Annotated in this window: 20 protein-coding genes and 1 pseudogene; 15 read left to right on the top strand and 6 right to left on the bottom strand. The window is 72.3% G+C overall.

All coding sequences use genetic code 11. From position 1 onward, the window contains the following. The first annotated feature begins 66 nt into the window (after positions 1–66). Together G6R25_RS05800 and G6R25_RS05795 are read left to right on the top strand one after the other, a co-directional pair. Positions 67–822 (top strand): tyrosine-protein phosphatase, encoded by a 756-nt coding sequence (locus G6R25_RS05800; protein ID WP_163552157.1) that lies wholly within the window; start codon positions 67–69, stop codon positions 820–822. Positions 823–913: 91 nt separating this feature from the next. After that, a complete protein-coding gene (locus G6R25_RS05795; protein ID WP_136447182.1) occupies positions 914–1,438 on the top strand; it encodes a lytic transglycosylase domain-containing protein in 525 nt (174 codons plus the stop codon). A gap of 54 nt (positions 1,439–1,492) precedes the next feature. Here the strand turns inward: G6R25_RS05795 and G6R25_RS05790 are convergent, their stop codons facing one another. Next, entirely contained in the window at positions 1,493–1,711 is a 219-nt protein-coding gene (locus G6R25_RS05790; RefSeq protein WP_235825792.1) for an RNA-binding S4 domain-containing protein, read from the bottom strand. A 226-nt stretch (positions 1,712–1,937) separates the two neighbouring features. Between G6R25_RS05790 and G6R25_RS05785 the strand changes: the two genes are divergently transcribed. The 8 genes from G6R25_RS05785 to G6R25_RS05755 all read left to right on the top strand — a co-directional run bounded on the left by G6R25_RS05785 (position 1,938) and on the right by G6R25_RS05755 (position 11,567). Then, on the top strand, positions 1,938–3,734 hold the full coding sequence (locus tag G6R25_RS05785) for a PucR family transcriptional regulator (RefSeq protein ID WP_235947547.1): 1,797 nt from the start codon (positions 1,938–1,940) through the stop codon (positions 3,732–3,734). A gap of 216 nt (positions 3,735–3,950) precedes the next feature. Then, a complete protein-coding gene (locus G6R25_RS05780) occupies positions 3,951–4,976 on the top strand; it encodes an ACP S-malonyltransferase (protein WP_163552156.1) in 1,026 nt (341 codons plus the stop codon). 20 nt (positions 4,977–4,996) lie between these two features. Then, a complete protein-coding gene (locus G6R25_RS05775; RefSeq protein ID WP_205446893.1) occupies positions 4,997–5,920 on the top strand; it encodes a beta-ketoacyl-ACP synthase III in 924 nt (307 codons plus the stop codon). A gap of 175 nt (positions 5,921–6,095) precedes the next feature. Continuing rightward, on the top strand, positions 6,096–6,341 hold the full coding sequence (locus G6R25_RS05770; protein WP_136447177.1) for an acyl carrier protein: 246 nt from the start codon (positions 6,096–6,098) through the stop codon (positions 6,339–6,341). Beyond that, complete coding sequence (fabF, locus tag G6R25_RS05765; RefSeq protein WP_163552155.1) at positions 6,338–7,564, top strand: beta-ketoacyl-ACP synthase II; 1,227 nt, start codon at positions 6,338–6,340, stop codon at positions 7,562–7,564. Before G6R25_RS05770 ends, fabF begins: the two co-directional genes overlap by 4 nt. A gap of 381 nt (positions 7,565–7,945) precedes the next feature. Next, a complete protein-coding gene (locus tag G6R25_RS05760; RefSeq protein ID WP_163552154.1) occupies positions 7,946–9,349 on the top strand; it encodes an acyl-CoA carboxylase subunit beta in 1,404 nt (467 codons plus the stop codon). Positions 9,350–10,149: 800 nt separating this feature from the next. Next, positions 10,150–10,488, top strand: a complete 339-nt coding sequence (locus G6R25_RS30140; protein ID WP_419469309.1) for a hypothetical protein — start codon at positions 10,150–10,152, stop codon at positions 10,486–10,488. After that, the gene (locus G6R25_RS05755) at positions 10,485–11,567 is read left to right on the top strand and encodes an MFS transporter (protein ID WP_419469308.1); all 1,083 of its coding nucleotides are present in this window, start codon (positions 10,485–10,487) and stop codon (positions 11,565–11,567) included. Before G6R25_RS30140 ends, G6R25_RS05755 begins: the two co-directional genes overlap by 4 nt. Before the next feature lie 301 nt (positions 11,568–11,868). On the opposite strand, the gene G6R25_RS05750 is transcribed toward G6R25_RS05755, so the two are convergent. Then, positions 11,869–14,463 (bottom strand): AAA family ATPase, encoded by a 2,595-nt coding sequence (locus G6R25_RS05750; protein ID WP_419469307.1) that lies wholly within the window; start codon positions 14,461–14,463, stop codon positions 11,869–11,871. An 11-nt stretch (positions 14,464–14,474) separates the two neighbouring features. Continuing rightward, on the bottom strand, positions 14,475–15,128 hold the full coding sequence (locus tag G6R25_RS05745) for a hypothetical protein (RefSeq protein ID WP_163552152.1): 654 nt from the start codon (positions 15,126–15,128) through the stop codon (positions 14,475–14,477). Positions 15,129–15,769: 641 nt separating this feature from the next. On the opposite strand from G6R25_RS05745, the gene G6R25_RS05740 reads away from it, so the two are divergent. Beyond that, a complete protein-coding gene (locus G6R25_RS05740; protein ID WP_163552162.1) occupies positions 15,770–16,192 on the top strand; it encodes a hypothetical protein in 423 nt (140 codons plus the stop codon). 67 nt (positions 16,193–16,259) lie between these two features. Here the strand turns inward: G6R25_RS05740 and G6R25_RS26320 are convergent. From G6R25_RS26320 to moaA, 3 genes and pseudogenes are all read right to left on the bottom strand, one after another. Then, positions 16,260–16,397 (bottom strand): annotated as a pseudogene (locus G6R25_RS26320) (DUF6457 domain-containing protein); the annotation flags it as partial. A gap of 122 nt (positions 16,398–16,519) precedes the next feature. Next, positions 16,520–17,134: a molybdenum cofactor guanylyltransferase gene (gene mobA, locus G6R25_RS05735; protein WP_163552151.1), complete on the bottom strand. Its 615-nt coding sequence runs from the start codon at positions 17,132–17,134 to the stop codon at positions 16,520–16,522. Beyond that, on the bottom strand, positions 17,131–18,117 hold the full coding sequence (gene moaA / locus G6R25_RS05730) for a GTP 3',8-cyclase MoaA (protein ID WP_163552150.1): 987 nt from the start codon (positions 18,115–18,117) through the stop codon (positions 17,131–17,133). Before moaA ends, mobA begins: the two co-directional genes overlap by 4 nt. 378 nt (positions 18,118–18,495) lie before the next feature. Here moaA and ppgK point away from each other — a divergent pair, with 378 nt between their 5' ends. The 4 genes from ppgK to G6R25_RS05710 all read left to right on the top strand — a co-directional run. Beyond that, positions 18,496–19,365 carry a polyphosphate--glucose phosphotransferase gene (ppgK, locus tag G6R25_RS05725; protein WP_163552149.1) on the top strand — a complete coding sequence of 290 codons (870 nt, stop codon included), beginning with the start codon at positions 18,496–18,498 and terminating at the stop codon, positions 19,363–19,365. 250 nt (positions 19,366–19,615) lie between these two features. After that, complete coding sequence (gene sepH, locus G6R25_RS05720) at positions 19,616–21,481, top strand: septation protein SepH (protein ID WP_163552148.1); 1,866 nt, start codon at positions 19,616–19,618, stop codon at positions 21,479–21,481. Positions 21,482–21,641: 160 nt separating this feature from the next. Next, positions 21,642–21,842, top strand: coding sequence for a DUF7455 domain-containing protein (locus G6R25_RS29485; RefSeq protein ID WP_009742431.1), 201 nt, complete (start codon positions 21,642–21,644; stop codon positions 21,840–21,842). Between the two features lie 233 nt (positions 21,843–22,075). Continuing rightward, positions 22,076–23,090 (top strand): YihY/virulence factor BrkB family protein (locus G6R25_RS05710; protein WP_235947545.1); only part of this gene is annotated, 1,015 nt, incomplete at its 3' end.

The following is a 23,090-nucleotide window of genomic DNA, read 5'->3' as shown; positions in this document are numbered from 1 at the left end:
CACCGCCGGCCCCGATTCCCCCATATCGGCCCCGGCCGGTGCCGCCTGTGGTCCTAGGATTGCCTTGTGGAGCGCTGGTTCAACCTCTCGGGCTGCGACAACGTACGCGATCTCGGTGGGCTGCCCACCCTCGACGGAGCAGCCACCCGGCACGGGGTGTTCCTACGGGCCGATTCGGTGCAGACCCTGACCGACACCGATGTCATCCTGCTGCGGGAGACCTTCGGCCTGCGGACGATCATCGATCTGCGAGCCAGGGAGGAGGCGGCGCGGGAAGGCCGGGGGCCCCTCGCCGAGGAACCCATCGACTATCACAACCTGTCGTTTCTGCCCGGCGAGTGGGTGATGCCGGACGACCCGCGGTTTCCCGCGATCGTCCGGGACCTCGACTCGGCCGACCGCATCGAGCACTACCTGGACTATCTGCGCCTCGCCGGCCCCGCCGTCGCCCAGGCGCTACGGGTACTGGCCCAGCCGACCACGGGCCCCGCGCTGTTCCACTGCGCGGCCGGCAAGGACCGCACCGGCGTCCTCGCGGCCCTGCTGCTGAGCATCGCCGGGGTCGACCGCGAGGCGATCGTCGCCGACTACGCCCAGACCAACGAGCGGATCCACCTGGTCAACGCCCGCTTGGCGCAGCGTCCCTCCTACAACCGACCGACCGCCCCGCTCACCCCCGACCAGCTGTCCTGCCGTCCGGAGGTCATGAGGGGCTTCCTCGCCGGCATCGACGCCAGCTGGGGCGGTCCCGCCGCCTGGGCCCGCGATGCTGGGCTCACCGAGTCGGACCTGGGCACGCTGCGCCGGTCCCTGGTCGGCTAGCCACAGCACGGATCGTCCGGACCGGCCCTGACCTGACCGGACCACGCAGACGGCGCCGACGGCGCCGCCGGCGGAGATGGAAGATGCGCACATGATCCACCGGTTGCCCCCGCGGGCACTCCTGGCCGCCCTGCTCGCGGTCACGCTCGTGGCGGGCTGCGGCGTCCTGCGGCGGATCCACCGCGTGCCGGACGACCTGATCCCGGTGTTCCAGGCGGCCGCCACCGCCTACGGCATCCTGACCCCCGCCCAGCTCGCCGCGCAGGCACGCGTCGAGAGCAAGTTCAACCCGAAGGCGGTGTCGAACGCCGGCGCCCGCGGCATCATGCAGTTCCTCCCGACCACCTGGAAGGACTTCGGGCTCGACGGCAACGACGACGGCGTGGCCGACCCCCTGAACCCCCGCGACGCCATCCTGTCGGCCGCGTACTACGAGTCGCGGCTCGCCGAACTGCTCGCGCACCTGCCGGGGGACCGGGTCTCCCTGGTCCTCGCCGCGTACAACGCGGGGCCGGACACCGTGCGCCTCGCGGGCGGCATCCCCGACATCGGGGAGACCCGGGCATACGTGACGAAGGTCCGGGACTGGGCGGACGCCTTCTCCGACCAGCTCTGACCAGACCAACCAGCTCCAACCAGACCGCCCGACTCCAGCCGGACGGGCCGCCTCTCAGCCCACCCGCAGCCGATCTCCCGGCACCACGACCTCATCGCCCGGGACGAGCTGGCGCCCGCGGCGACTCTCCACCTCTCCGTTGACCCGCACCATGCCACCCATCAGCAGCCCCTTCACGTCCGACCCGACGTCGACGACGTCGGCGAGCTTGAGGAACTGGCCCAGCCGGATCGCGTCACCCTGGATGCTCACGTCACGCATGCCCTCAAGCATCGCCGGTCCCCGCGGCCGGGCGCGCGGCGCCTCCCGGATGTACCCGCCCGGTCCGCCACTCTTGAGCCGGACACGCCGAACAGCGGCCCGTTCGCGGCTGACGCCCCGCTCCGGCACCCTCGGGCCGGGCCCGCGCGACCCTGAACACACCCGTCCACCCGGGTCATCGGCCCTGTGGCCCGCCATTCGGGAACGACAATCCACATCCTCGGCAGAGAGCTGAGGCATGCTGGCGGACGTGGCAGGTTTCCCCTCGGACCCGTCGGACGGGACGGGCAGGCGCGTCAGCGCGTCCCCGCGACCAGCGAAAACATCTGGCAGCAGCCCGCCGGCGCCGCGCGCCGCGCCCCCGCCTGCCGCGCCGGACGGCCGGCCCGACTCCCTCACCGGCACATCCGCCTCGCTCACCGACCCGACCGTTCCACCAGCCGACCCGCACGCCTCCCCGAAGCGGCCTTCTGCCTCACCCGAGGAGCCCTTCGCCTCGCCTGACCGGGACGGCGACCCCACCCCGGCCGAGGCCGATCGGGCGGCGGCGCGACGCCGCATCGCCGCCCGTGGGCGAGCAAGGCGCGGCGTGCGCACCCCCGCGCTCGGCACCGCGGCCCCCGGCGAGCTGCCCGCCCTCGACGACTACCCGGACCAACGCATCCCTCCGCTGGACACCCAGCGGACGGGCGGCGAGGCCGGCGACGGTGCGGGTTCGGCCGCGACCGTCGGCGGCACGGGCGAGGACGTCGTCCGTCGAGTCGAACGCTCCAGTGGGATGCTCGCCTCCCGGGCCGCGGCGCGGATGAGCGAGGTCCTGCCGTGGTTTTCGGCGATGTCGGCGAGCCATCGGGCCGGGATCCAGCTTGTGGTGCAGGCCGGCATCTCCTCGTTCGTCGAATGGTGCCGGCGGCCCGAGCATGCCCGCCAGCTGTCGGAGGACGTCTTCCGGGTCGCCCCGCGAGAGCTCGTGCGGGCGGTGACCTTCCGCCGCCTGGTCGATCTGGTCCGGGTCGCGGTGGAGGCGATCGAGGCCGAGGTGCCGAACCTGGCCAGTCCGGAGGACGAGCTGCGGCTGCTTGCCGACGTCCTGCGCTACTCCCGCGACATCGCCTTCGCCGGGGCGGTCGTCTACGCCCGCGCCGCCGAGGAACGCGGCGCCTGGGACGCCCGGCTGGAGGCGCTGGTCGTCGATCACGTGGTGCGCGGCGAGGTGGACCGGGCGCTGCCATCGCGGGCGGCAGCGGTGGGCTGGCGTAACCCCCCGGCGGTGACGGTCATCGTCGGCGGTGCCGAGGGCAACGCGCCGGAGGCGGTGGTCGACGAGGTGCACCGGCTGGCCCGGATGGCCCAGCTGGAGGTGCTCGCCGGGGTTCACCACAACCGGCTGGTCATGGTGGTCGGCGGCCAGTTCGCCACCGGCTCCGACGGCATCGGCCGTCCAGACGGGGTGACGACCCCCGCCGGGGACGCCGCGGCCGCCGGCGGTCCGAGCGGCGTCGGCGCCCAGGGCGGGGCGGCGCCGGACCGGCTGCTCGCCGGCGAGGTGCACACCGCCCTCGACGCCGCCCGGGTGCTGCTGCCCGCCTGCGGGCCCGGCCCGGTCGTCGTCGGCCCAGTCGTCGCCGACCTGACCGGTGCGCCGCGCGCAGCCCGGATGGCACTCGCCGCGACCGACGTCGTCGCCGCCTGGCCGGCGGCGCCCCGGCCGGTCCAGGCCCGGGCGCTGCTGCCGGAGCTGGCGCTGGCCGGGAACGCCGACGCCCGGCGGGCGCTCATCGAGGAGGTCTACCTTCCGCTACGCGACGCGGGCACGCCGCTGCTGGAGACCGCCGGGGCATACCTCGACTTCGGTTCGTCTCTGGAAGCCACGGCCCGAGCCCTTTATCTCCATACCAACACGGTCCGTTACCGGCTGCGAAAAGCCGCGGAGGTCTGCGGTCTCGACCCGGCGGATCATCGGGAGCGTTTCATCCTGCATGTTGCGCTCGTCCTGGGACGCCTCGACGGTGTGTTATCTACAGGGAAAACATGATCGACTATATCGCTCCGGAGTCATTGCACCCCGGTGCGAGAACGGTCACATCGGGCCACTCTGCTGGTCTGTCACGCGAATCCAGCCCGATGACCACAGCACGAACGAATCCACGGTCGCGGCAGATCGGTTTGTAGACCACCTACAACGCCCGGTCGGGACATCGGTGAGTGGCCGCCAGCGACAAGTAGTCCTCCCGAAGGGTTAGGTAGTTACGTGCTCGCGATCCTCGCACCCGGTCAGGGTGCACAGACCCCCGGACAGCTCCGTGCCTGGCGCGGTCTCCCCGGGGCGGAGGAAAGGCTGCGCTGGTGGTCGGCTGCGGCCGGCATCGATCTGCTGGAGGTCGGGTGTGAGGCGCCCGCCGAGACGATCCGGGACACGGCGATCGCCCAGCCGCTGATCGTCGCCAGCGGCCTCGTCGCCGCCGAACAGCTCGGGCTGCCGGTCGCCGCCCCGGTCGGGACCGCCTCGCTCGTCGTGGCGGGCCACAGCGTCGGTGAGATCACCGCCGCGGCCCTCACCGGCATCCTCTCGGCGGAGGAGGCACTCGTCCTAGTCGCGCTGCGCGGCCGCGCGATGGCCGAGGCATCCGCGCGGACCGCGACCGGGATGACGGCGATACTCGGAGGAGAGCCGGAGGCGGTGCTCGTCCGGCTGGCCGAGCTCGGCCTGACCGCCGCGAATCGCAACGGCGCCGGCCAGATCGTCGCCGCCGGCACAACGGAGGACCTCGCCCGGCTCGCGGCGGAACCGCCCGCGGGCGTCCGGCTGCGCTCGCTGTCCGTCGCGGGCGCCTTCCACACCCACCACATGTCCTCGGCGCGCGACGCGCTCGGCGCCGTCGCCGGCGGCATCCGGCCTGCCCCGGCCCGAGCCGCGACCTTGTCCAACGCCGACGGCACGATCGTCACGGATCCGGCCGATCTCGTCGCCCGGCTCGTCGCCCAGGTCGCCGCGCCGGTGCGGTGGGACCTGTGCCTGGCGGAACTGCGCGAGCTCGGCGTCACCGCGGTCATCGAACTGCCCCCGGCCGGCACACTGGCCGGAATCGCCCGCCGCGAGCTGCCCGGCGTGAAGATCCTCGCCGTGAAGAGCCCGGACGATCTGCCCGCCGCACGCGAGCTGATTGCCGAACACATCGCCGCCGACCGCCTCGGCGAGGTACCGGCGACCCCAGCGCCACGCACGCCGCCGGACGGGCGAGCTGGCGACGCGGCCCTCGTCGGAGCGCAGGCGTGAGCCCCCTGAGCGGAGCCGGGATGCTCGGGCTCGGTGTCTACCGCCCGGCGCGGGTCGTCACCAACGACGAAATCGCCCAGCGGGTGGACACCTCGGACGAGTGGGTCCGCAGCCGCACCGGCATCGCCACCCGGCGGATCGCCGATGAGGAGGAGACGACTGTCGCCATGGGCGCCGCCGCCGCGGAGAAGGCGCTCGCGGCCGCCGGCCTGACGGCGGACACCATCGACCTCGTCATCGGGGCGACCTGCACCTCGCCGTCGCAGATCCCCGGTGCCGGGCCGCAGATCGCCCACCGCATCGGGGCCGGCCGGGCCGGCGCGTTCGACATCAACGGCGCCTGCGCCGGGTTCAGCTACGCGGTGTCGACCGCCGCCGACATGGTCCGCGCCGGCAGCGCACGGCACGTCCTCGTCGTCGCCACCGAACGACTGTCGGACTACACGGACTGGGATGACCGCGGCACCTGCATCCTGCTCGCCGACGGCGCCGGTGCCACCGTGATCGGCCCGGCCGAGACCGACGAGATCGGCCCCGCAGTCTGGGGTCACGACGGCTCCCGGCCGGAGGTGATCCGCGTCCCCGGTTACGGGGACAACATGTTCCGCATGGAGGGCCAGGCGGTCTTCCGCTGGGCGATCTCCCTGGTGCCGACCGTGCGGCAGATTTGCGAACGGGCCGGCGTGGCGCCCGACGAGCTCGCGGGTATCGTTCCGCATCAGGCGAACCTGCGGATCGTCGAGGCACTCGCGACGGGTATCGGCGCCACGAAGGCCGCCGTCGCCCGCGACGTCGTCGACTCTGGCAACACCTCCGCCGCGAGCATTCCGCTGGGGCTCGCCCGACTGCTCGACACCGGCGTGATCCGCCGGGGTGACCCGGTGCTGTTGTTCGGTTTCGGCGCCGGCCTGACCTACTGCGGGCAGGTCGTGCGATGCCCGTGACCCTGCTTGACCTTGCGGCATGGTTGCCTGCGCACCGTGCCGCGCCCATGGCGGGCCGATGATCGGGCCTGCCACGCCCCTGCCCCAGGTACCAGCTCTCCGGCGCATGCCCGCGACGATCGCCTGATCGCGCGCAGCCACCGCCACCAGCCCAGATCCCACAGGAGGAACTACCGTGTCCCAGGATGTTCTCGCCGGTCTTGCCGTCATCCTCGAAGAGGTCGCCGGTGTCGACCCCGCCGATGTCACCCCTGAGAAGACCTTCATCGATGACCTAGACGTGGACTCGCTGTCCATGGTCGAGGTGGTCGTCGCCGCCGAGGAGAAGTTCTCGGTGAAGATCCCGGACGACGACGTGAAGTCCCTCAAGACCGTCGGTGACGCTGTCTCGTACATCCAGCGGGCCGGTGTGGCGGCGTGACCACAACCCCTAGGCAGGTCGTCGTCACCGGCCTCGGGGCAACCACTCCCCTCGGTGGCGATGTCGCCTCGACGTGGGAGGGTCTACTCGCGGGCCGCTCCGGCGCCCGGCGGCTCACCGAGGAATGGATCGAGCAACTCCCGGTCCAGATCGGCGCGCCGCTCGCGACGGAGCTTCCGCTGGCCCGGGTCGAGGCACGTACCCTCGACCGCAGCCAGCAGATGGCGCTGGTCGCCGCGCGCGAGGCGTGGGCCGACGCGGGCTCGCCCGAGGTCGACCAGGAGCGCCTCGCGGCCTGCGTCGCCTCCGGGATCGGCGGGGTGATCACCCTTCTCACTCAGCACGACGTGCTGCGCGAGAAGGGTGCCCGGCGTGTTTCCCCGCACGTGGTGCCCATGCTCATGCCCAACGGCCCGGCGAGCACGGTCGGCCTGGAGTTCAAGGCGAAGGCTGGCGTACACGCGCCGGTCAGCGCCTGCGCGTCCGGCTCGGAGGCCATCGCCCTCGGACTGGACATCATCCGGGCCGGCCGGGCGGACGTCGTCATCGCTGGTGGGACCGAGGCCGCGATCGCGGCCCTGCCCATCGCCGGTTTCGCGCAGATGCAGGCGCTGTCCCGCCGCAACGACTCGCCGGAGTCGGCGTCCCGCCCGTTCGACAAGGGGCGGGATGGATTCGTTCTCGGCGAAGGCGCGGCGATCCTGGTCCTGGAGGCCGCCGAGCACGCCGCCGCCCGCGGCGCTCGGGTCTACGGCGCACTGGCAGGCGCCGGGATCAGCTCGGACGCTTACCACGTGGCCGCCCCGGACCCCACCGGTGCCGGCGCCGCACGGGCCGTGCGGGCCGCGCTGCGCTCGGCGTTGCTGGAGCCGAGCGACATCGTCCACATCAACGCGCATGCCACCTCGACCCCCGCGGGTGATCTGGCCGAGGCGGTAGCGTTGCGCACCGCCCTGGGCGACCACATTGACGCGGTCGCGGTGACGTCGACCAAGTCGATGACCGGTCACCTGCTCGGGGCGGCCGGCGCGCTGGAAGCGGTGGTCAGCATCCTGGCCCTGCGCGAGCGGATCGTCCCGGCGACCCGCAACCTCGACGCCCTCGACGACGAGATCGCTCTCGACGTCGTAAGCACCGACAACCGCAAGATCGGCACGGGCGCGGCCCTGTCGAACTCGTTCGGATTCGGCGGCCACGACGTCTGTCTGGCTTTCACCGTCTGACGACCCTATCCCGGGGATGGCGCATGCCGCCCCGCATCCGGCCGTCGCCGTCGGGACGCCGGCGGAACTGCATCCCGCGCCCAGCCGGGCGTAGATCCGGATCCGCCGGCCGTCACAAAGACAGTGGTCCACCGAGCGGGTGCCCGGACTGCTCAGCACCACCCCAGCACCGTCGCCAAGTTCCGCACCAGATCTGCACATCGCAGTCATCACACGTCGCCGTGACGCCGACCGCCCCACCGCCGCCACGGCAACGCCCGCCGGTGCGGCGGGCGCCCATCGTCGCCGGACCGAGTGTTTCGCGGGTCCCGGCGCGTATCCCAGGTGGTCGCGCGTCGGCCGACAGACCGGTCCGGCGCCGTTCAGGCAAGGAGACGCACGGTGAGTCTGTCCACGATCGACCGAGTTGACCCCCGCACGCCCGAGGCCCGGCTCGCCCGATTTTTCGACGCCGGCACGGTGTCCCTGTTCGCCGCCGGCGACGCATCCGGTGTGATCGCTGGCCAGGGCCTGGTCGACGGGAACGAAGTCGTCGCATTCGCCACCGACCCGGTCGTACAGGGTGGAGCCATGGGGCGCAACGGATGCGCCCGCGTCGTCCACGCCATCGAGTCCGCCGTCCGACTGGGCTGCCCGGTCGTCGGCATATGGCACTCCGGTGGCGCCCGGCTCCAAGAGGGCGTCGCCTCGCTGGACGGCGTCGGGCGGATCTTCACCGCGACCGTTCGGGCCTCCGGACGCATCCCCCAGCTCTCGCTGGTGCTCGGCGCGGCGGCGGGCGGCGCCGCCTATGGCCCCGCGCTGACCGACATCGTCATCATGGGGCCGGAGGCGAAGGTCTTCGTCACCGGCCCGGACGTGGTGCGGTCGGTGACCGGCGAGGAGTGCACGGCCACCAGCCTCGGCGGCCCTGAGGTCCACTCCAAGCGCAGCGGAGTCGTGCACGTGACGTGCAACTCCGAGGACGAGGCGATGGAGCGCACCCGCACGCTCGCGACCCTGCTCGCCGACCAGCGCGACATCGGCCAGGTCGCCGGGCGCGAGCTCGCCGAGCTGCTGCCCGAGAACCCACGGCGCGCCTACGACGTGCGGCCGTTGGTGAACGCCGTGCTGGACGACGAAGGCATCGAGCTGCACCCGAAGTGGGCCCCGAACATCGTGACTTCGCTCGGCCGGCTCGGCGGGCGCACCGTCGGCGTGGTCGCGAACAACCCGTTGCGCCGCGGCGGCTGCCTCGACGCCACCTCCGCCGAGAAGGCGGCACGCTTCGTACGCATGTGCGACTCGTTCGGCGTGCCGCTGGTCGTCCTGGTCGATGTCCCCGGCTACCTGCCGGGCGTCGGGCAGGAGTGGGAGGGCGTCGTCCGCCGGGGGGCGAAGCTGCTCTATGCCTTCGCCGAGTGCACCGTGCCCCGGGTCACCGTCGTGACGCACAAGGCGTACGGCGGCGCGTATATCGCGATGAACGCCAGCTCGCTCAGGGCGACGGCCGTGTTCGCCTGGCCGACGGCGCAGATCGCCGTCATGGGTGCGGAGGCCGCCGTCGGCATCCTGCACCGGCGCACGCTTGCCGACGTCCCGGTCCAGCTCCGGCCGGACGTGCTGGCGGAACTCGCCGAAGAACACGTCCGCACCGTCGGCGGCATCGACCGGGCCGTCGAGCTGGGTGTGGTCGACGCGGTCGTCACCCCGGCCGCGACCCGAGGCGCCGTCGCCTCCGCGCTGGCCAGCGCGCTCACCGACGCCCGCGCGGACAAGAACGTCCACGGCAACATTCCGCTGTAGCGGCCACCGGGGCCACCACGCCCCACCTCCCAGTGCCCTCGGACCCCACTGACCCGGGGTCCGAGCCGGAGACGCCTGCGCGCCGGGCCGTCTCTCCCTGCGCATCCGCCAATCGATCGCGGCGATCATCCATGCCAACTGCATCCAGGTGCGCACGACGTTGCTCATCTGGCGCGAGTTCATCCAGAGTGCGGCTCGCGCGAAGATCGGGTCGGCCCGCAACGCGGCCTCGCGCCGTTCCGGTGCGGCGGCGGGTGCAATCGCCCGCATGTGCTCGAAACTGATGGTGCCCGCGCGGAAGGCCGCGCCGGAGGCCGGCAGCGCCTCGGTGGCATGCGCGACCACCAGCGCCGTGGCCGTCGTGGGGTGCACCAGCCGGCATTCCCGACGCAGCCAGGCCGCAGCCGACCGGGCGCCGTCGAGCCGCCGCAGGCCGCGCCGGTCGAACTCGGCCAGCAGCCGGATCCACAGCGCGTCGGTGGCGTCGACCAGCCGACGGACGTCAACGACCAGCAACGCGACCTCCGCATCGGGCAAATCACATGCGTCGACGGTGACGACCCCGCCCAGCAGCGCCTCGACATCGATCACGACCACCAACCCCTCCTGCACCGATGCGCCCGGGCTCCAGCGGGACTCCGTGGGATCCACAGCGCATTAATCGAACGTCTGTTCGCATAGTAGATCGGGACGCGGCGAAAGCCAATCGGCGACTCGACTCCGTCACCATCGGGCAAGATGTTTACCTGCTGCGAAATAACGATCTGGCCCCAGGCGTTGATGCGCGCGGAGGTGCGTGCATGTCCCTGCAGGTCGACAGTCCCGGCTGGCCCCCGGCGACGAAGCCGGACCGGTCGGACACCGGTGCCAGTGCCACGACCGCCCCGCTCGCCACCACGGTCGAGCTCCCCACGAACGAACCGGCGGTGGCCAAGCCCGCCACGAACGAGGCCGCCACGAACGAGCCCGCCGTGGTGGCCTCGCCCAGCGGCGGCACCTTCGCCGCGTTGCGGATACCGAACTTCCGCCTCTTCCTGTCCGGGCAGATCGTCTCGCTGTGCGGGACCTGGATGCAGACCATCGCCCTGGGCTGGCTGGTGCTCTCGCTGGGCGCCTCGGGCACCGCCCTCGTCTGGTGACGGCCGCGCAGTTCCTGCCGGTGCTGCTATTCGGGCCCTACGGTGGCCTGATCGCCGACCGGACGAACCGACGGCATCTGCTGATGGTCACCCAGAGCGGTTCCGGGCTCGCCGCGCTGGCGCTGGGTGTGCTGGACCTGACGGGCACCGCCCGGCTGTGGATGGTCGCGGTGGCCGCGGCGCTCATCGGCCTGTGCAGCGCCATCGACAACCCGGCCCGGCAGAGCTTCGTGCAGGAGATGGTCGACTCCGACTATCTCCCGAACGCCATCACCCTGAACTCGGTGACAGTGAACGCGGCCCGCATCGTCGGACCGGCCATCGCGGGCCTGGTCATCCTGGCGATCGGCACGGCCGGGTGCTTTCTGTTCAACGCGGCGTCGTTCGGTGCGGTGCTGGTCGCCCTGCACCGGATGGACACCACGGCGTTGCAGGAGCAGCCGCCGGTGCATCGGGCACCCAGGCAGCTACGAGCCGGCTTCGCCTACGTACGACACACCTCGGCGCTGCGGATCCCACTGATCATGATGGTGATCATCGGCACGCTGTCCTACGAGTTTCCGGTCGTGCTGCCACTGGTGGCGAAGGAGACCTTCGGCGGTAGCGCGGCGACCTACAGCATGATGACCTCCGCGATGGGGGCCGGCGCGGTCGCCGGTGGGCTGCTGGTCGCCCGCCGACGACGCATCGGCGTCCGGTCGCTCGGGTTCATCACCAGCGCCTTCGGGGCCGTCCTCCTGCTCGCTGCCGCCGCGCCCAACCTCGAGCTGGAGCTGGCCGCGCTGGTGCTAGTGGGCGGGACGAGCGTCGCCTTCATCTCGACGGGGAACGCGACCGTGCAGCTGTCCGCCGACCCGGCCCTGCGCGGACGGGTGTTGGCGCTCTGGTCGGTGGCCTTCCTCGGCACGACCCCGTTCGGCGGGCCGATCGCCGGCTGGATCGCGCAGACCTTCGGCGCGCGCTCCGGCCTGGTACTCGCCGGCGTCGCGGCCCTCGTCGCGGCCGTGTTCGCCTTCGCCTCACTACCCCGCGACCGGCAGAGCGGCCCTGGGACGAGTGATTCCGAAGCGTTCGCATGACCCCGGGCAATCGCTGATCAACCCTGCTGGCGCCGCCTCGGCCGCCTGCCCACCAGCTCGATTTCCGGCCAGATTGCGGCCAGATTGCGGCCAGATCGTGCCGAAGCTTACGTGCGGTTTTGCGGTCGAAAACCGTGGCTAAACCTCGGCACGATTCCGCGCACAGATGATTACGAAAAGATACGAAGAGTGCGGAGGCCGGGGCAGGGCGCACCGAACCCCGACGCGATCCCTGTCACCGATCCGATCCGATCCGGCCACCAACCCGCTCAGGGACTCATTCATCTAGCCTGCCACCGGTTCATCTAGCCTGCCGCCGGGCCCCCTGGCCCTGGTCCGCGGCCGGCGGCCGGGCAGTGGGCGACGGCGGGCCAGCCGCGGACGAGGGCCCGGGCGCCTCGGCGGGGCTGCTCGCCGCCACGCGACCCAGCTCGGGCAGCTTGCGTAGCTCGTGGACCTGGCCTCGGTGCGCACGCACGGCGTCGGAGTGATAGCGCTCGGCGACACCGAGAAAGTCTGGCTCGTGGTAACGGCGGCCATCGACGGTGGGCCCCGTGCGCCCCTCCATGATGGCCTCCACATCCTCGCCGGTGATCGTCTTGTGCGTCTCCAACGCGTGGGTCAGGGCGAGGATCTCCCGACGGTTCACGCCCAGCACCGCCTCGGTGCGCTCGTAGAGCTCGCGCAGCTTGACCTCGACCTGTTCGCCGAAGGGCCGGTCGGCGTCGATGGAGGCGTTGCCCATCTGCTGTTCGAGCATGGACAGCCGGGAGGACAGGGTCTCCCCCATCGCCGCCGAGGAGATGAAGTTCGCGACGAGCAGGGTGGCGCTGCGCAGGTCGCCGCCGACCCCGACGGTGTTGTCCCCCTCGAAGAACATCCGCTCCCCGGCGAGCGAGGCCAGCGAGACCATCACCTGGATCTCGATCTCGGACTTCCACATGAACATCCGGTCCTCGACGGCGACGTGGGCCACGAAGCCGCCGACGCCGCCGCGCCGCTCGATGGTGGCCAGGTCGATCACGCGACCGCGCTGCATCCGGTAGGCGACGACCGCATGGCACGCCTCGTGCAGGGCGATGCTGTGCCGTTCCCGGTCGATGTGCTCATGGTCGTCGGCGAGGCCGTACTCCTTGATCACCCGGGCCCGGAGCATGTCCAGCCAGGTGATGACCTCGCGGCCGTCCTTGACCGCCTGTACCAGCGCCTCGTTGACGGTGTCCTTGATGGTCGCGCCGGTGGACTCCGGGCTCATGATTGCCAGCCGGTCGATCTGCTCCGGGGTGAGCTCGTGGCGCACCCTCGCGAGGTACCCCTCGAAGGTGCGGATCCGGCCCTCCTTGCTCGGATAGCCGACCTTGTACTGACGGTCGATACGGCCGGGGCGCAGCAGCGCCTCGTCCAGCGACTGCGGCATGTTCGTCGCCATCATCACCAGGATGCGGTACTTCGGCGGTGGCTTCGGGCGCATGCCGAGGGTGCGGCGCACCACCCGGTTGAGGAACCCGCGCGGCTTCTTCAGCCCGGACATCTCGGTGAGCAGCGCCTGCAGGGTGCCGTCGAACCCACCGCCACCGCCGCCCATCACGAACTGCTCCCGCGCCTGCTCCCGGGTGATCTCCGAGCGGGCGGCGGAGCTGAGGTAGGACAGGCCGTTGCACAGGTCGCCCGACCCGCCGTCGCCCCGCGCACCGAACGGATCGGCGCGGCGGCCCGCCGGGCCCGATCCAGCCAGGCCCGACGCCGTGCCGGACGCCGCGGCCACGGGCGCGCCCTGACGGGCGAACCATGAGCGCGCTCCGTTGCCCATCCCACCGAAGCCGCTGCCCAGCGCGCCGCGGCTGCCCAGCGTGTCGGCCTCGTCGAAGAAGACGATCACCCCACCGTAACGTAGCGAGAGCTTACGCAGCTTGCGGAACAGCGACTTCACCTTGAGAATGCCGACGCCCATGAACATCGCCGAGAAGGCACCCGGGTCGACGAACACGAAGGGCTTGCCGGTCTCGCCGGCCACCGCCTCCGCGATGAGCGTCTTGCCGGTGCCGGGCGGCCCCCACAGCAGGATGCCGCCGGGCACGTGCCCGCCGCGACTCTCGATCTCCTCCGGTCGTTCCAGGTAGAAGACGTTCTCCTGCACCCGGCTGACGACGTGGTCCTGGCCCCATACGTCGGCGAAGCGGGTGGTGATGTCCTCCGGAAAGTAGGTGTCGACGCCGCCCTTGGACAGAAACCAGAACATGACGACGAACTGGCCGACGACGAGCACCATCAGCAGCACGATCTGGAGCACGAACGGGATGGCGTCCCACAGCGCGCCGGGCACCTGCACGAGGGCGTCGAACACGGAGGTGTGGGACAGCCGGGCGTAGATGAACAGGGCGAGCGCGAGACCCACGATCCACTTCGCCGCGCGGCTGAGCCGGTACCGGTTCCAGTCGTTGAGCCGCAGCATCCGGCGTTCCGCCCGGCCGAAGACGCGTTCGGTCCAGAACACGTGGTACGCCGACCACCGCTCGGCGATGAGCATGTGCAGCTGGTGCAGCACCTCAAGGCCGACCAGGACGAGCACCCAGGCGCTCTTCCTGGCCTGGATCCGGAATGCGTCGGCCCAGGTCATCAACGGGTCGCCGGAGACGTCCGCGGCCACCACGAATCCGAACACGGCGCCGAGCATGATCAAGAACTTGACCCGGTCCCACAGCGGGAGCGGTCGGCGGCGCGGCTTTCCGTCGCCCGGCGCAGTCTTCGCCGGCTGCGCCGTCCCGGTCGATGCCGTCGACGCCGTGGACCCACCGGGTGACTCAGGCACGTCCGGCCCGGCCGCGTCGACGCCGCGCATCCCCGGGTCGAGGCCGTCCACGGTCCCGTCCGCGTGGGTCCGGTCTGCGTGGTCCATCGCGCCCATTCCTACTGCCCTCGGTCCGTCGGCTCGATCGTGAAGGACTTGGCCACATCGCCGATCTGGTCTGCGTGTTGCGCGTAGCACAGCGACGAACACGCGAGGATGAGCTGGTAGAGAACCGTCTGCCCGTTGTCGAGCAGACTCGTCTGGTCGATGGTGACCAGGCCGGCGTCGGTCTGCACCTGGTAGACAAGGTGCACCCCGTGCACGCCGTCCTTCTTGTGCACGACCTCATCCGCCAGCAGCAGGAAGTCAGGCGTCAGCCGGGCTCCGTAGGGGTCCTGACGCACGGCCTTCTCCTGCGCGGCCACAGCGTCGTCCACGGACAGGACGAAGTTGCGCAGGTCGTTGGTCGACACCGCGTTCGCCTCCGCCGGCAACAGGTGGCGAACCTGCGCGAAGCCCTTGGGCAGAGTGGCGTCCGGGATGAGCAGGCGCGAGTCGTCGAATCGCTGGGCCGCGTCGAGGCCGACGACCCATTCCCTCGACATCAGCCCCTGCAGCATCTCGGGAGAGACGTTCCGGGCGTCGATACCGAACAGGGCCGGGCCGGGCATCTCCTGGTGATTCCACCCGTTTGGAACCCGCAGGAACGCGCCATCCTTCTTGTTCGTCACATAATCGTAACTCGGCGAGCCACAGCCGCCGGCCAGTAGCATCGTTGCCGCTACCGTGAGCAGTAGCAGGGTGCCTGGAAGGGACTTTCGGCGCGGACAGGTCGTCCGACGTCGAGTCGCCACGGCAAACCTCCCGCCTCGCAAGGTCGAACGCATGGTGTGGCGCCGGGCCATGGGTCCTTATCGCTTTCTCCGAAAAGTGTGGCCCAGAAGCCGCCCGACGTGCACAACCTTCACCAAAAAGGGTGAGGCTCCATACCCTCCGCTGTCGGGTGTCGACCGGCGACACCACTGTCACGAGCAACCCCTCCACCTGCCCACCAAGAGCCCGCGGCGGCCGATCCGCCGCCCCGCGGCCGACGTTTCGGGCGGCCAGAATCACCGTCCCGTGCCGGCCCGGTCGTCGACTCGGGCACGCCGGACATCGCCGTCGCGGCCGCGTGAACCGGTCAGGTTCATCCGGCATACCCGGCGGGCCTCGACCGAAATCCGGGGGACGGGTTCCACGCCCCCCTCTCACCCACACCGGGTCTCTCTCTCTTCCCCCCCCCCGCACGACCCACCCGCCGCACCACCGCACCGCACGGGCGTGCCTGCGCTCTTCCCTACCTACGCCGACCCCATACCCTGCGGGTATCGACCGACCACACGGGGACACCCCGACCGTGGGGCACACTGTCGGTATGGCGCACTATCGGCGTGGCCGGAAGGTTCCCGCGCTTCGTCCCACTCGACGCCACCTCGTCGGCGGGCTGACGGTGGTCGCGGTGTTCGCCCTGGTGGGGCTGACGGCGTGGAACCCGATCGCGGCCGTGCCCGCGTTGGCAGCGATCATCGTGCTCGGCGTGATCGACTGGGCTGTCGTGACGGCCGCACCCGGCACAGGCGACCTGTCCTCCGGCCCGGCGGCCTTCAGCGGCGACGAGCCCGAGTGGGCCGATGACCTCGACACACCGACGCAGGTGCTCCCGCGGCTGACCTTCGGCTACGCCCGGGCGACGAGCAACGGCGAGCAGTACGAGGAGCCCGACCAGGACGCGGTGCGCACCATGGCGATCGACATGCGCGGCTACCTCGACGAGGCGGGCCCCGGTCGGATGGGCTGAGCGGCCCCGCCCGCCGGGCGAGCAGACCGAGTACGGCCTCCGTCGCCGCGCGCACCGCCGCCGCCTCGTCGGTGCCGTCGGCGGCGGCGTCGCGACCGGCCGCGAAGCCGACCAGGAACGCGGTGAGCGGCGCCGCCGGACGCGCGACCCCGTGAGCGACCTCCCGGGTGAGATCGAGCAGCGCGGCCACGTCGACGCCCGCCATCGCCAGGCGGAGCTCGGCGCTGACCTGCGCGACCCAGCGGTCGACGACGTCGCCGTCACCGGCGGGTCGCGGGGTGGAGGCCGGCTGCGGGGTTTCCTCGGGCTGCGGGGTGTGGGCGGGGGTCACCGTTCCATCGTGCCCGGCCGGACCCGGCCGGCCCACCGGCGCGCGCGGGCCACATCGGCGGGTGCGTCGCAGTCCAGGCAGGCGAGGGCGTCCGCACGCACCGCGGTCACCGCTTGGTCGGTGAACAGGCCGCGCACCGGCCGGCCGACCGGGTCGGTGGGCAGCACCGCCCGCAGCTGCGCGGTGCGCCAGACCGCGGCGAGGTACTGGCGCCGCCCGCCCGGGTCGACCAGGACGGCGGCGTCCGCCGCGGGTTCCTCCGCACCACGGCGCAGCAGCTCGATCTCCCGGCCGGTGAGGAACGGCAGGTCCGCCGCGAGGACGGCGACGAACGGGGTGCTGACGGCCGCCAGCCCCGCCGCGATCGCCGCGACCGGGCCGCCGCCCGGCGGGTTCTCCCGGCACCACGCCACCTCGTCCTCGGGGAGCTCCGCGAGCTCGCGCCGGGGGCCGACGACGACGATGCGCTCGGCCCCGGCGACGGCGGCGAGCACCCGGTCGAGCAGGGTGGCGCCGCCAACGATGACGGCCGGCTTGTCCCGGCCGCCGAGGCGGCGGGCGGCGCCGCCGGCGAGCACGAGCGCGCTGCAGCCGGCCCGCGGGGCGGTCATCCGCCGATCGCCGACATGGGCCGGTCCGGCTGCTGGAAACCGAGCTCGTCGATCCCATGGCCGGCCCTCTTGCCGAGTACCGCCGCCCGCCACAGCGCGGCGAGCCGCTCGTCGTCCGCGCCGGCGCGGAGGGCCGCGCGCAGGTCGCTCTCCTGCCGAGCGAACAGGCAGTTGCGCACCTGACCGTCGGCGGTCAGCCGGACCCGGTCGCATTCTGCGCAGAAGGGCGCGGACACGGAGCCGATCACCCCGACCCGGCCCGGCCCGCCGTCGACCTCGAACAGCTCGGCGGGCGCGCTGCCCCGCCCCGGCAAGGGCCGCAGGGTGAACTCGGCTCGCAGGGCGGTGAGGATCTCCGCCGCGGTGACCATCGCCGATCGCTGCCAGCCGTGCTGGGCATCCAGTGGCATCTGCTCGATGAACCGCAACTCGTACTCCTCGGCCAGCGACCAGTGCAGCAGCCGGGCGGCCTCGTCGTCGTTGATGCCACGAACGAGAACACTGTTGATCTTGACAGGGGTGAGACCGGTCGCCGCCGCGGCCCGCAGCCCCGCGAGCACGTCGCTGAGCCTGTTGCGGCGGGTGATCCGGGCGAAGCGGGTCGGCTTCAGGGTGTCCAGGGAGACGTTGACCCGGTCCAGACCGGCGGCGCGCAACGGCCCGGCCAGCCGGACGAGCGACAGGCCGTTCGTGGTGAGCGAGAGCTCCGGCCGTGGCCGCAGGGACGCGAGCCGGGCCACCAGGGCCGCGAGACCGGGCCGCAGCGTGGGCTCGCCGCCTGCGAGCCGGACCTCGGTCACGCCGAGCAGCCGCACCGCGACGCCAACCAGCCGGACGACCTCGTCGTCCGTCAGCAGGCGCGCCGACGGTAGCCAGGGCAGACCCTCCGCGGGCATGCAGTAGACGCGCCGCAGGTTACACCGGTCGGTCAGCGACACCCGCAGGTCCGAAGCGACGCGACCATGGGTGTCGACAAGTCTCACCGGTCCAGCGTATAGAGCCCAAGCGCCCGAACCCACCGGGCCCTTCGGCCAGGGTGGACGGCCATGCGGACCGACCGGTGATGCCGGCGAGGCACGTCCGATCGGGCCGGGCGAACCCCCGCTCCGGTGGACCGCGGGCAGCGCTGGGCGGCCAGGCCGGGGCGGGTCGCGCCAGGCCGGCCGCCGCGGCCCGGGGGCGCTGGTGGGCGGGCAGGCGGCGCCCGCGGTCACCGGGCCTGCGAGACTTACCTTCCAGCGGTCGATGGACCGGCCCACCCGGTCGCGCGTGCGCGGCGGACGGGCCGGCCGCGCACGCGACCGTGGGGCCGGCGCCGCCGGCCCCACAGGCGGGAACATCGGCGCGGGGAGGGCTCGGCAATGCAGGTCTTCGGGGTTGACGTCGGAGGAAGCGGGATCAAGGGCGCTCCGGTCAACGTCGAGGACGGCACGCTGGCCGCGCCCCGGTTCCGGCTCCCGACCCCGCAGCCGGCCGAGCCCGCCGCCGTCGCGGCGACCATCGCCGACGTCGTCAACCACTTCGACTGGTCCGGCCCGGTGGGGGTGGCCCTGCCGTCGGTGGTCAAGAACGGCGTGGCGCTGACGGCAGCAAACATCGCACCGTCCTGGATCGGCACCGACATCGTCGGCGTGCTCGCCGACGCCCTCGGCCGAGCCGACGCGGATGCCACCTCGGTGCCGGCTCAGTCGGCTGGATCCGGCACTGCGGCGGAGATCACCACGGTGAACGACGCGGACGCGGCGGGGATCGCCGAGATGACCTTCGGCGCCGGCCGCGACACCGCCGGCCTGGTCATCGTGACGACGTTCGGCACCGGCATCGGGACCGCGTTGTTCCTGCACGGACAGCTGGTCCCGAACACCGAGCTCGGACACCTGGAGATCCACGGACATGACGCGGAGACAAAGGCCTCCGACGCGGCCCGCGAGCGTGAGGACCTGTCGTGGGAGAAGTGGGCCAAGCGGGTCACCCAGTATCTGAACACCCTCGAGGCGCTGCTCTGGCCCGATCTCATCATCATCGGCGGCGGGGTCAGCAAGAAGGCCGACAAGTTCCTCGACCAGTTGGAGCTGCGCACCCGGGTGGTTCCGGCGCAGCTGCAGAACGAGGCGGGCATCGTCGGCGCCGCCCTGTCCGGCCTGGCCGATCAGAGCCGCCCTCGCCCGCCGGCGCGCCCGGCGCGCCGGCGGGGTCCGGCGACCCGGCCGCCCGGCGGGCGGCGACCGTAGGATCATCCGACCGGCTTGCGGCCCGCACGGACGGGTCCGACACGGTCAGACTGTGCGTGTCGTCCGCCGTCAGCCCACCAGCCGGCCGTATCGATGGCAGGCTGTCACCTACCGGGACGCACATGCCGAAGGTGGGTTCAGGTGCGTCATGCCGATCTGCCTGCAGGCTCGTCGGCCGACGGGCGCGATGTGCGCCGCAGCACGCCGACCGACCGGGCACGGTACGGCTTCGAGTGAACAGGGGGGCGCCATGCGTGAGCTGAGGGCGGTCGCACTCAGCGAGGACGGCGGCTACCTCGTACTCGCGGACGCGGGCGGCAGGACCGATGGAGAGCAGTTCCGAGTGCCGGTGGACGACCGGCTCCGGGCTGCCCTGCGCGGGATGCGCCGCAGCGAGGTGCGCACCGAAAGCGCGCTGACCCCGCGGGAGATCCAGGCCCGGCTGCGTGCCGGGGAGACCGCCGCGGAGGTCGCCAGGGCCGCCGGCATACCCGTGGAACGCGTGGAGCGTTACGAGGGTCCCGTGCTGGCCGAGCGCGCCCGCGTCGTGCAGGAGGCCCGGGCCGCGCTGCTACCCAAGGACCCCGGCGGGGTGCCCGGCCGGCCGCTCGGCGAGGTCGTCGACGCAAGGTTGATCGTCGCGCAGGACAACCCCGCCGCGGCCCAGTGGGACGCCTGGCGCCGCGTCGACGGCATCTGGCTTGTCCAGCTCACCTCGGATAGCCGCTGCGCCCGCTGGACGTGGGATCCGGTCGTGCGCCGGGTGCGCCCCCACGACGACGCCGCCCGGGCTCTGGTCGCTCCGGAGAGCGCCGAGCAGGCGCCCCCGCCCGCACCGCCCGTGCTGCGGGCCGCGGGTCCGGCGCTGACGCTCGTGTCCGACCAGGGGCTGCCGGCCACGCCGGTCCAGCCGGCGGTCGCCGCCCCGTCCCCGGCGGCGCCACCGGAGCCCGTCGCTCGCCCCTATGCCCAGCCCACCAGCTTTCCCGCCGCCCCGCCGGCCGCCGCCTACCCGCCCGAGGACCAGCCACTGGATGGCGGCGTGACGGCCTCGCCGCGCCCCGCGACCCCGGCCGCCGGGGTCGCACTTCGGCACCCCGCGGCCCGCACTGACGGCCGCTGGCAGCCGCCCCCCCGGGAGCACTGGGACGAGCCGGTGCGGCCCGAAACCTTCCGCGCTGTGCCGGAGTCGGAATCCACCGGTGGTCGGGTCGACCCGACCACCACCTACTACGCCCCGGCAGGGCCTGCACCGCAACCCGCTGGTGCGGCTTCCGGCCGGTCGGCGTTCGAGGCCGAACTGAGCACGGCCTCCCCCGCGGGTGGCGAGGCGCCCGGCGATGCCTCGGACCTGTCCGCGCCCGCCGAGGAAGCTGTTTCGCGCCGCCCCGAGCCACAGACACCGCGCCGGACGGCAGCGACCCGCGTCGGCTCGTTGCCGCGCGGGGCCGGCCGCCGGGTCGCCGAGCCGGGCAGCGCCCGGGCCGGCGGCGCGGCGCCGGCGGCCGCCGCCGAGCGCGCGACGCCGGCCGCCCGGTCCCGCCCGGCCGCGGCCGGATCCGGACGAACGGGAAGAACACCCCGGGCCGCGGTCGCTCAGGCCGCCGCGGCGGCCGTGACTTCCGCCACGTCGCCGACCAAGTCCGCCTCGGTGTCCGCGGTGGCGGGTGCCACGGGCACCGCCGCCGGGGGCGCCGCCGGCCCGTCCACGTCAGTCGCCACCCCCCTGGACGGGCACGCGCCACAGGGCGGCGATGCCGCCGCAGCAGTGCCATCCGCGGGCGGCGGCCCCGCCGTCGAGGAGTCGAGCCGGGCACCCGCAGTGACCCCAACGGCGGCCACGGGTGCGGCGGGAGAGGCCCCCGCCGCCGTCGGCGGGCAACGCCGAGGCGCGTCGGCGTCGGCGGCAAAGGACGAGCCGACATCTGCCGATCCCGAGGATTCGGCGACGGAGAGTGCCGGAGAGGCAGCCACAGAGAAGTCGAGCGCACCCGCTGTGTCACGAGGCCGCCAAAACAACGGCACCCGTGGGGGGGAACGTCCCGCAGGCGGTCGACGCGGGCGCAAGTCAGTGCCAGCATGGGACGACATCGTCTTCGGTGCCCGACGGCCCTGATCAGGCCGCAGAGCCCCGGGGGCGGGGTAACCGTCCGCGGGTCCGAAGCTCCGCGGACACCACGCCGCTCTGGATGCAATGACGCCGCGAGAGCCGGCTGTGAGTAAACCGTCACATGGTCAGCAGGAACGTCTGACCGCCTAACACAGTTGGAGTAGATGTGACAGGGACTACCACGAAGCCGACGCTAACCAACCTCGATCGTTGCGACCGGTGCGGTGCCCAGGCATACGTGCGGGTGGTGCTGCCTGGCGGCGGGGATCTCCTTTTCTGCCGGCATCATGCGAAGTCGCACGACTCCAAGCTGCGTGAGATGGCCGTCGAATACCACGACGAGACCGATAAGCTCAGCGTGTCCTGAGCCTTACGCTCAGGTATCAAAGGGGCATGCCACGACCACGTGGTGTGCCCCTTTCGCCGCTCCTCGCCGCGGCGAGAGGCGGGCGCCGTGACTATGGACGGCGCGTTTCCCCGTCGGGGCCCCCCAGTTAGGGGATCGGCCCCGGCACCGCTTGGGTGCTGTTGACCTCCAGGCGCTCCACCAGGCCATACGGTGGGGCCGTGTCCGTCATGGGGAAGGAGACATCCACCCCCATGGTTCGCAGCCAGCCGCGACGGCGCTGGTCTGTGCTGCTCCGCCGGGTCGTCCTCGAGGTCAACCCGGAGCTGACGGCGCACGCCCGCCAGGGCCACACGGTGGCCGAGGCACGTGTCCGCCGCAGCGCGATGTTCCGCCGCCTTGACCGCCAGCAGCGCCGGGTCCCCCGGGGTCCGCTGCGTCTGGCCCGCACGACGCTCGCCAACGCCTGGCGCCACCGGGTGCTGGGCCTGGCCGCGGAGGCGGGATTCTGGCAGCTGCTGTCCCTGCCGCCACTGCTGCTGTCCCTGCTCGGCGCGCTCGGCTACGTCGCCGATGCCATCGGCGGGGATGCCCTGAGCAACATCCGGGACAGCATTCTGCGCGGTGCCGGCGACCTGCTGACCGAATCAGTGGTCGACGACGCGGTGCGGCCCACCGTGGATGAGATCCTTTCCCGCGGCCGGCCGGACGTGATCTCCATAGGCTTCATCCTGTCGCTGTGGACCGGCTCGACGGCGATGGCGACCTTCGTCAACACCATCACCATCGCCTACGGCCAGCGCGACCTACGTTCCGCGGTGCGTAGCCGGCTGGTAGCGCTGTGGCTGTTCCTCGCCCAGCTCACCAGCGGCGTCATCATTCTGCCGGCGTTGATCCTGGGACCCGGGATGATCTCCCGGATTTTCGACGCCGACCGGCACCCGTCGGTCGACCATCTACTGACCCTGCTGTTCTGGCCGGTCGTCGGGCTGGTCGCGCTCACGATGTTGACGTCGCTGTACCACCTCTCCCTGCCGGTGCGCAGGCCGTGGTGGCGAGCGCTTCCCGGGGCGACCCTGGCATTGGTGTGCTGGCTGGTCGGCAGCGACCTACTCCGGCTGTATCTGGAGATCGTGTTCAGCCACGAGCTGGTCTACGGTTCGCTGGGCGCACCCGTGGCGGCGCTGCTGTTCTTCTACATCACCGCGCTGGCGGTCCTGTTCGGCGCCGAACTCAACGCGGCACTGGACGAGCAGTTCTCCCGCCGGT

This window comes from Candidatus Frankia alpina, from assembly GCF_902806485.1.
GTDB classification, from domain to species: domain Bacteria; phylum Actinomycetota; class Actinomycetes; order Frankiales; family Frankiaceae; genus Frankia; species Frankia alpina.
The sequence above is the reverse complement of the archived record's forward strand: the minus strand, read 5'-3'. Positions and strand labels throughout refer to the sequence as shown.

Excerpts from the sequence above, each read along its gene's own strand:
- G6R25_RS05795 (WP_136447182.1), top strand. The coding sequence starts at position 914 with ATGATCCACCGGTTGCCCCCGCGGGCACTCCTGGCCGCCCTGCTCGCG.
- G6R25_RS05740 (WP_163552162.1), top strand. The coding sequence starts at position 15,770 with ATGGCGCACTATCGGCGTGGCCGGAAGGTTCCCGCGCTTCGTCCCACT.
- mobA (WP_163552151.1), bottom strand. The coding sequence starts at position 17,134 with ATGACCGCCCCGCGGGCCGGCTGCAGCGCGCTCGTGCTCGCCGGCGGC.
- G6R25_RS05750 (WP_419469307.1), bottom strand. The coding sequence starts at position 14,463 with ATGGACCACGCAGACCGGACCCACGCGGACGGGACCGTGGACGGCCTC.
- G6R25_RS05745 (WP_163552152.1), bottom strand. The coding sequence starts at position 15,128 with ATGCTACTGGCCGGCGGCTGTGGCTCGCCGAGTTACGATTATGTGACG.
- G6R25_RS05775 (WP_205446893.1), top strand. The coding sequence starts at position 4,997 with ATGCTCGGGCTCGGTGTCTACCGCCCGGCGCGGGTCGTCACCAACGAC.
- ppgK (WP_163552149.1), top strand. The coding sequence starts at position 18,496 with ATGCAGGTCTTCGGGGTTGACGTCGGAGGAAGCGGGATCAAGGGCGCT.
- G6R25_RS05785 (WP_235947547.1), top strand. The coding sequence starts at position 1,938 with ATGCTGGCGGACGTGGCAGGTTTCCCCTCGGACCCGTCGGACGGGACG.
- G6R25_RS30140 (WP_419469309.1), top strand. The coding sequence starts at position 10,150 with ATGTCCCTGCAGGTCGACAGTCCCGGCTGGCCCCCGGCGACGAAGCCG.
- sepH (WP_163552148.1), top strand. The coding sequence starts at position 19,616 with ATGCGTGAGCTGAGGGCGGTCGCACTCAGCGAGGACGGCGGCTACCTC.
- G6R25_RS05790 (WP_235825792.1), bottom strand. The coding sequence starts at position 1,711 with ATGCTTGAGGGCATGCGTGACGTGAGCATCCAGGGTGACGCGATCCGG.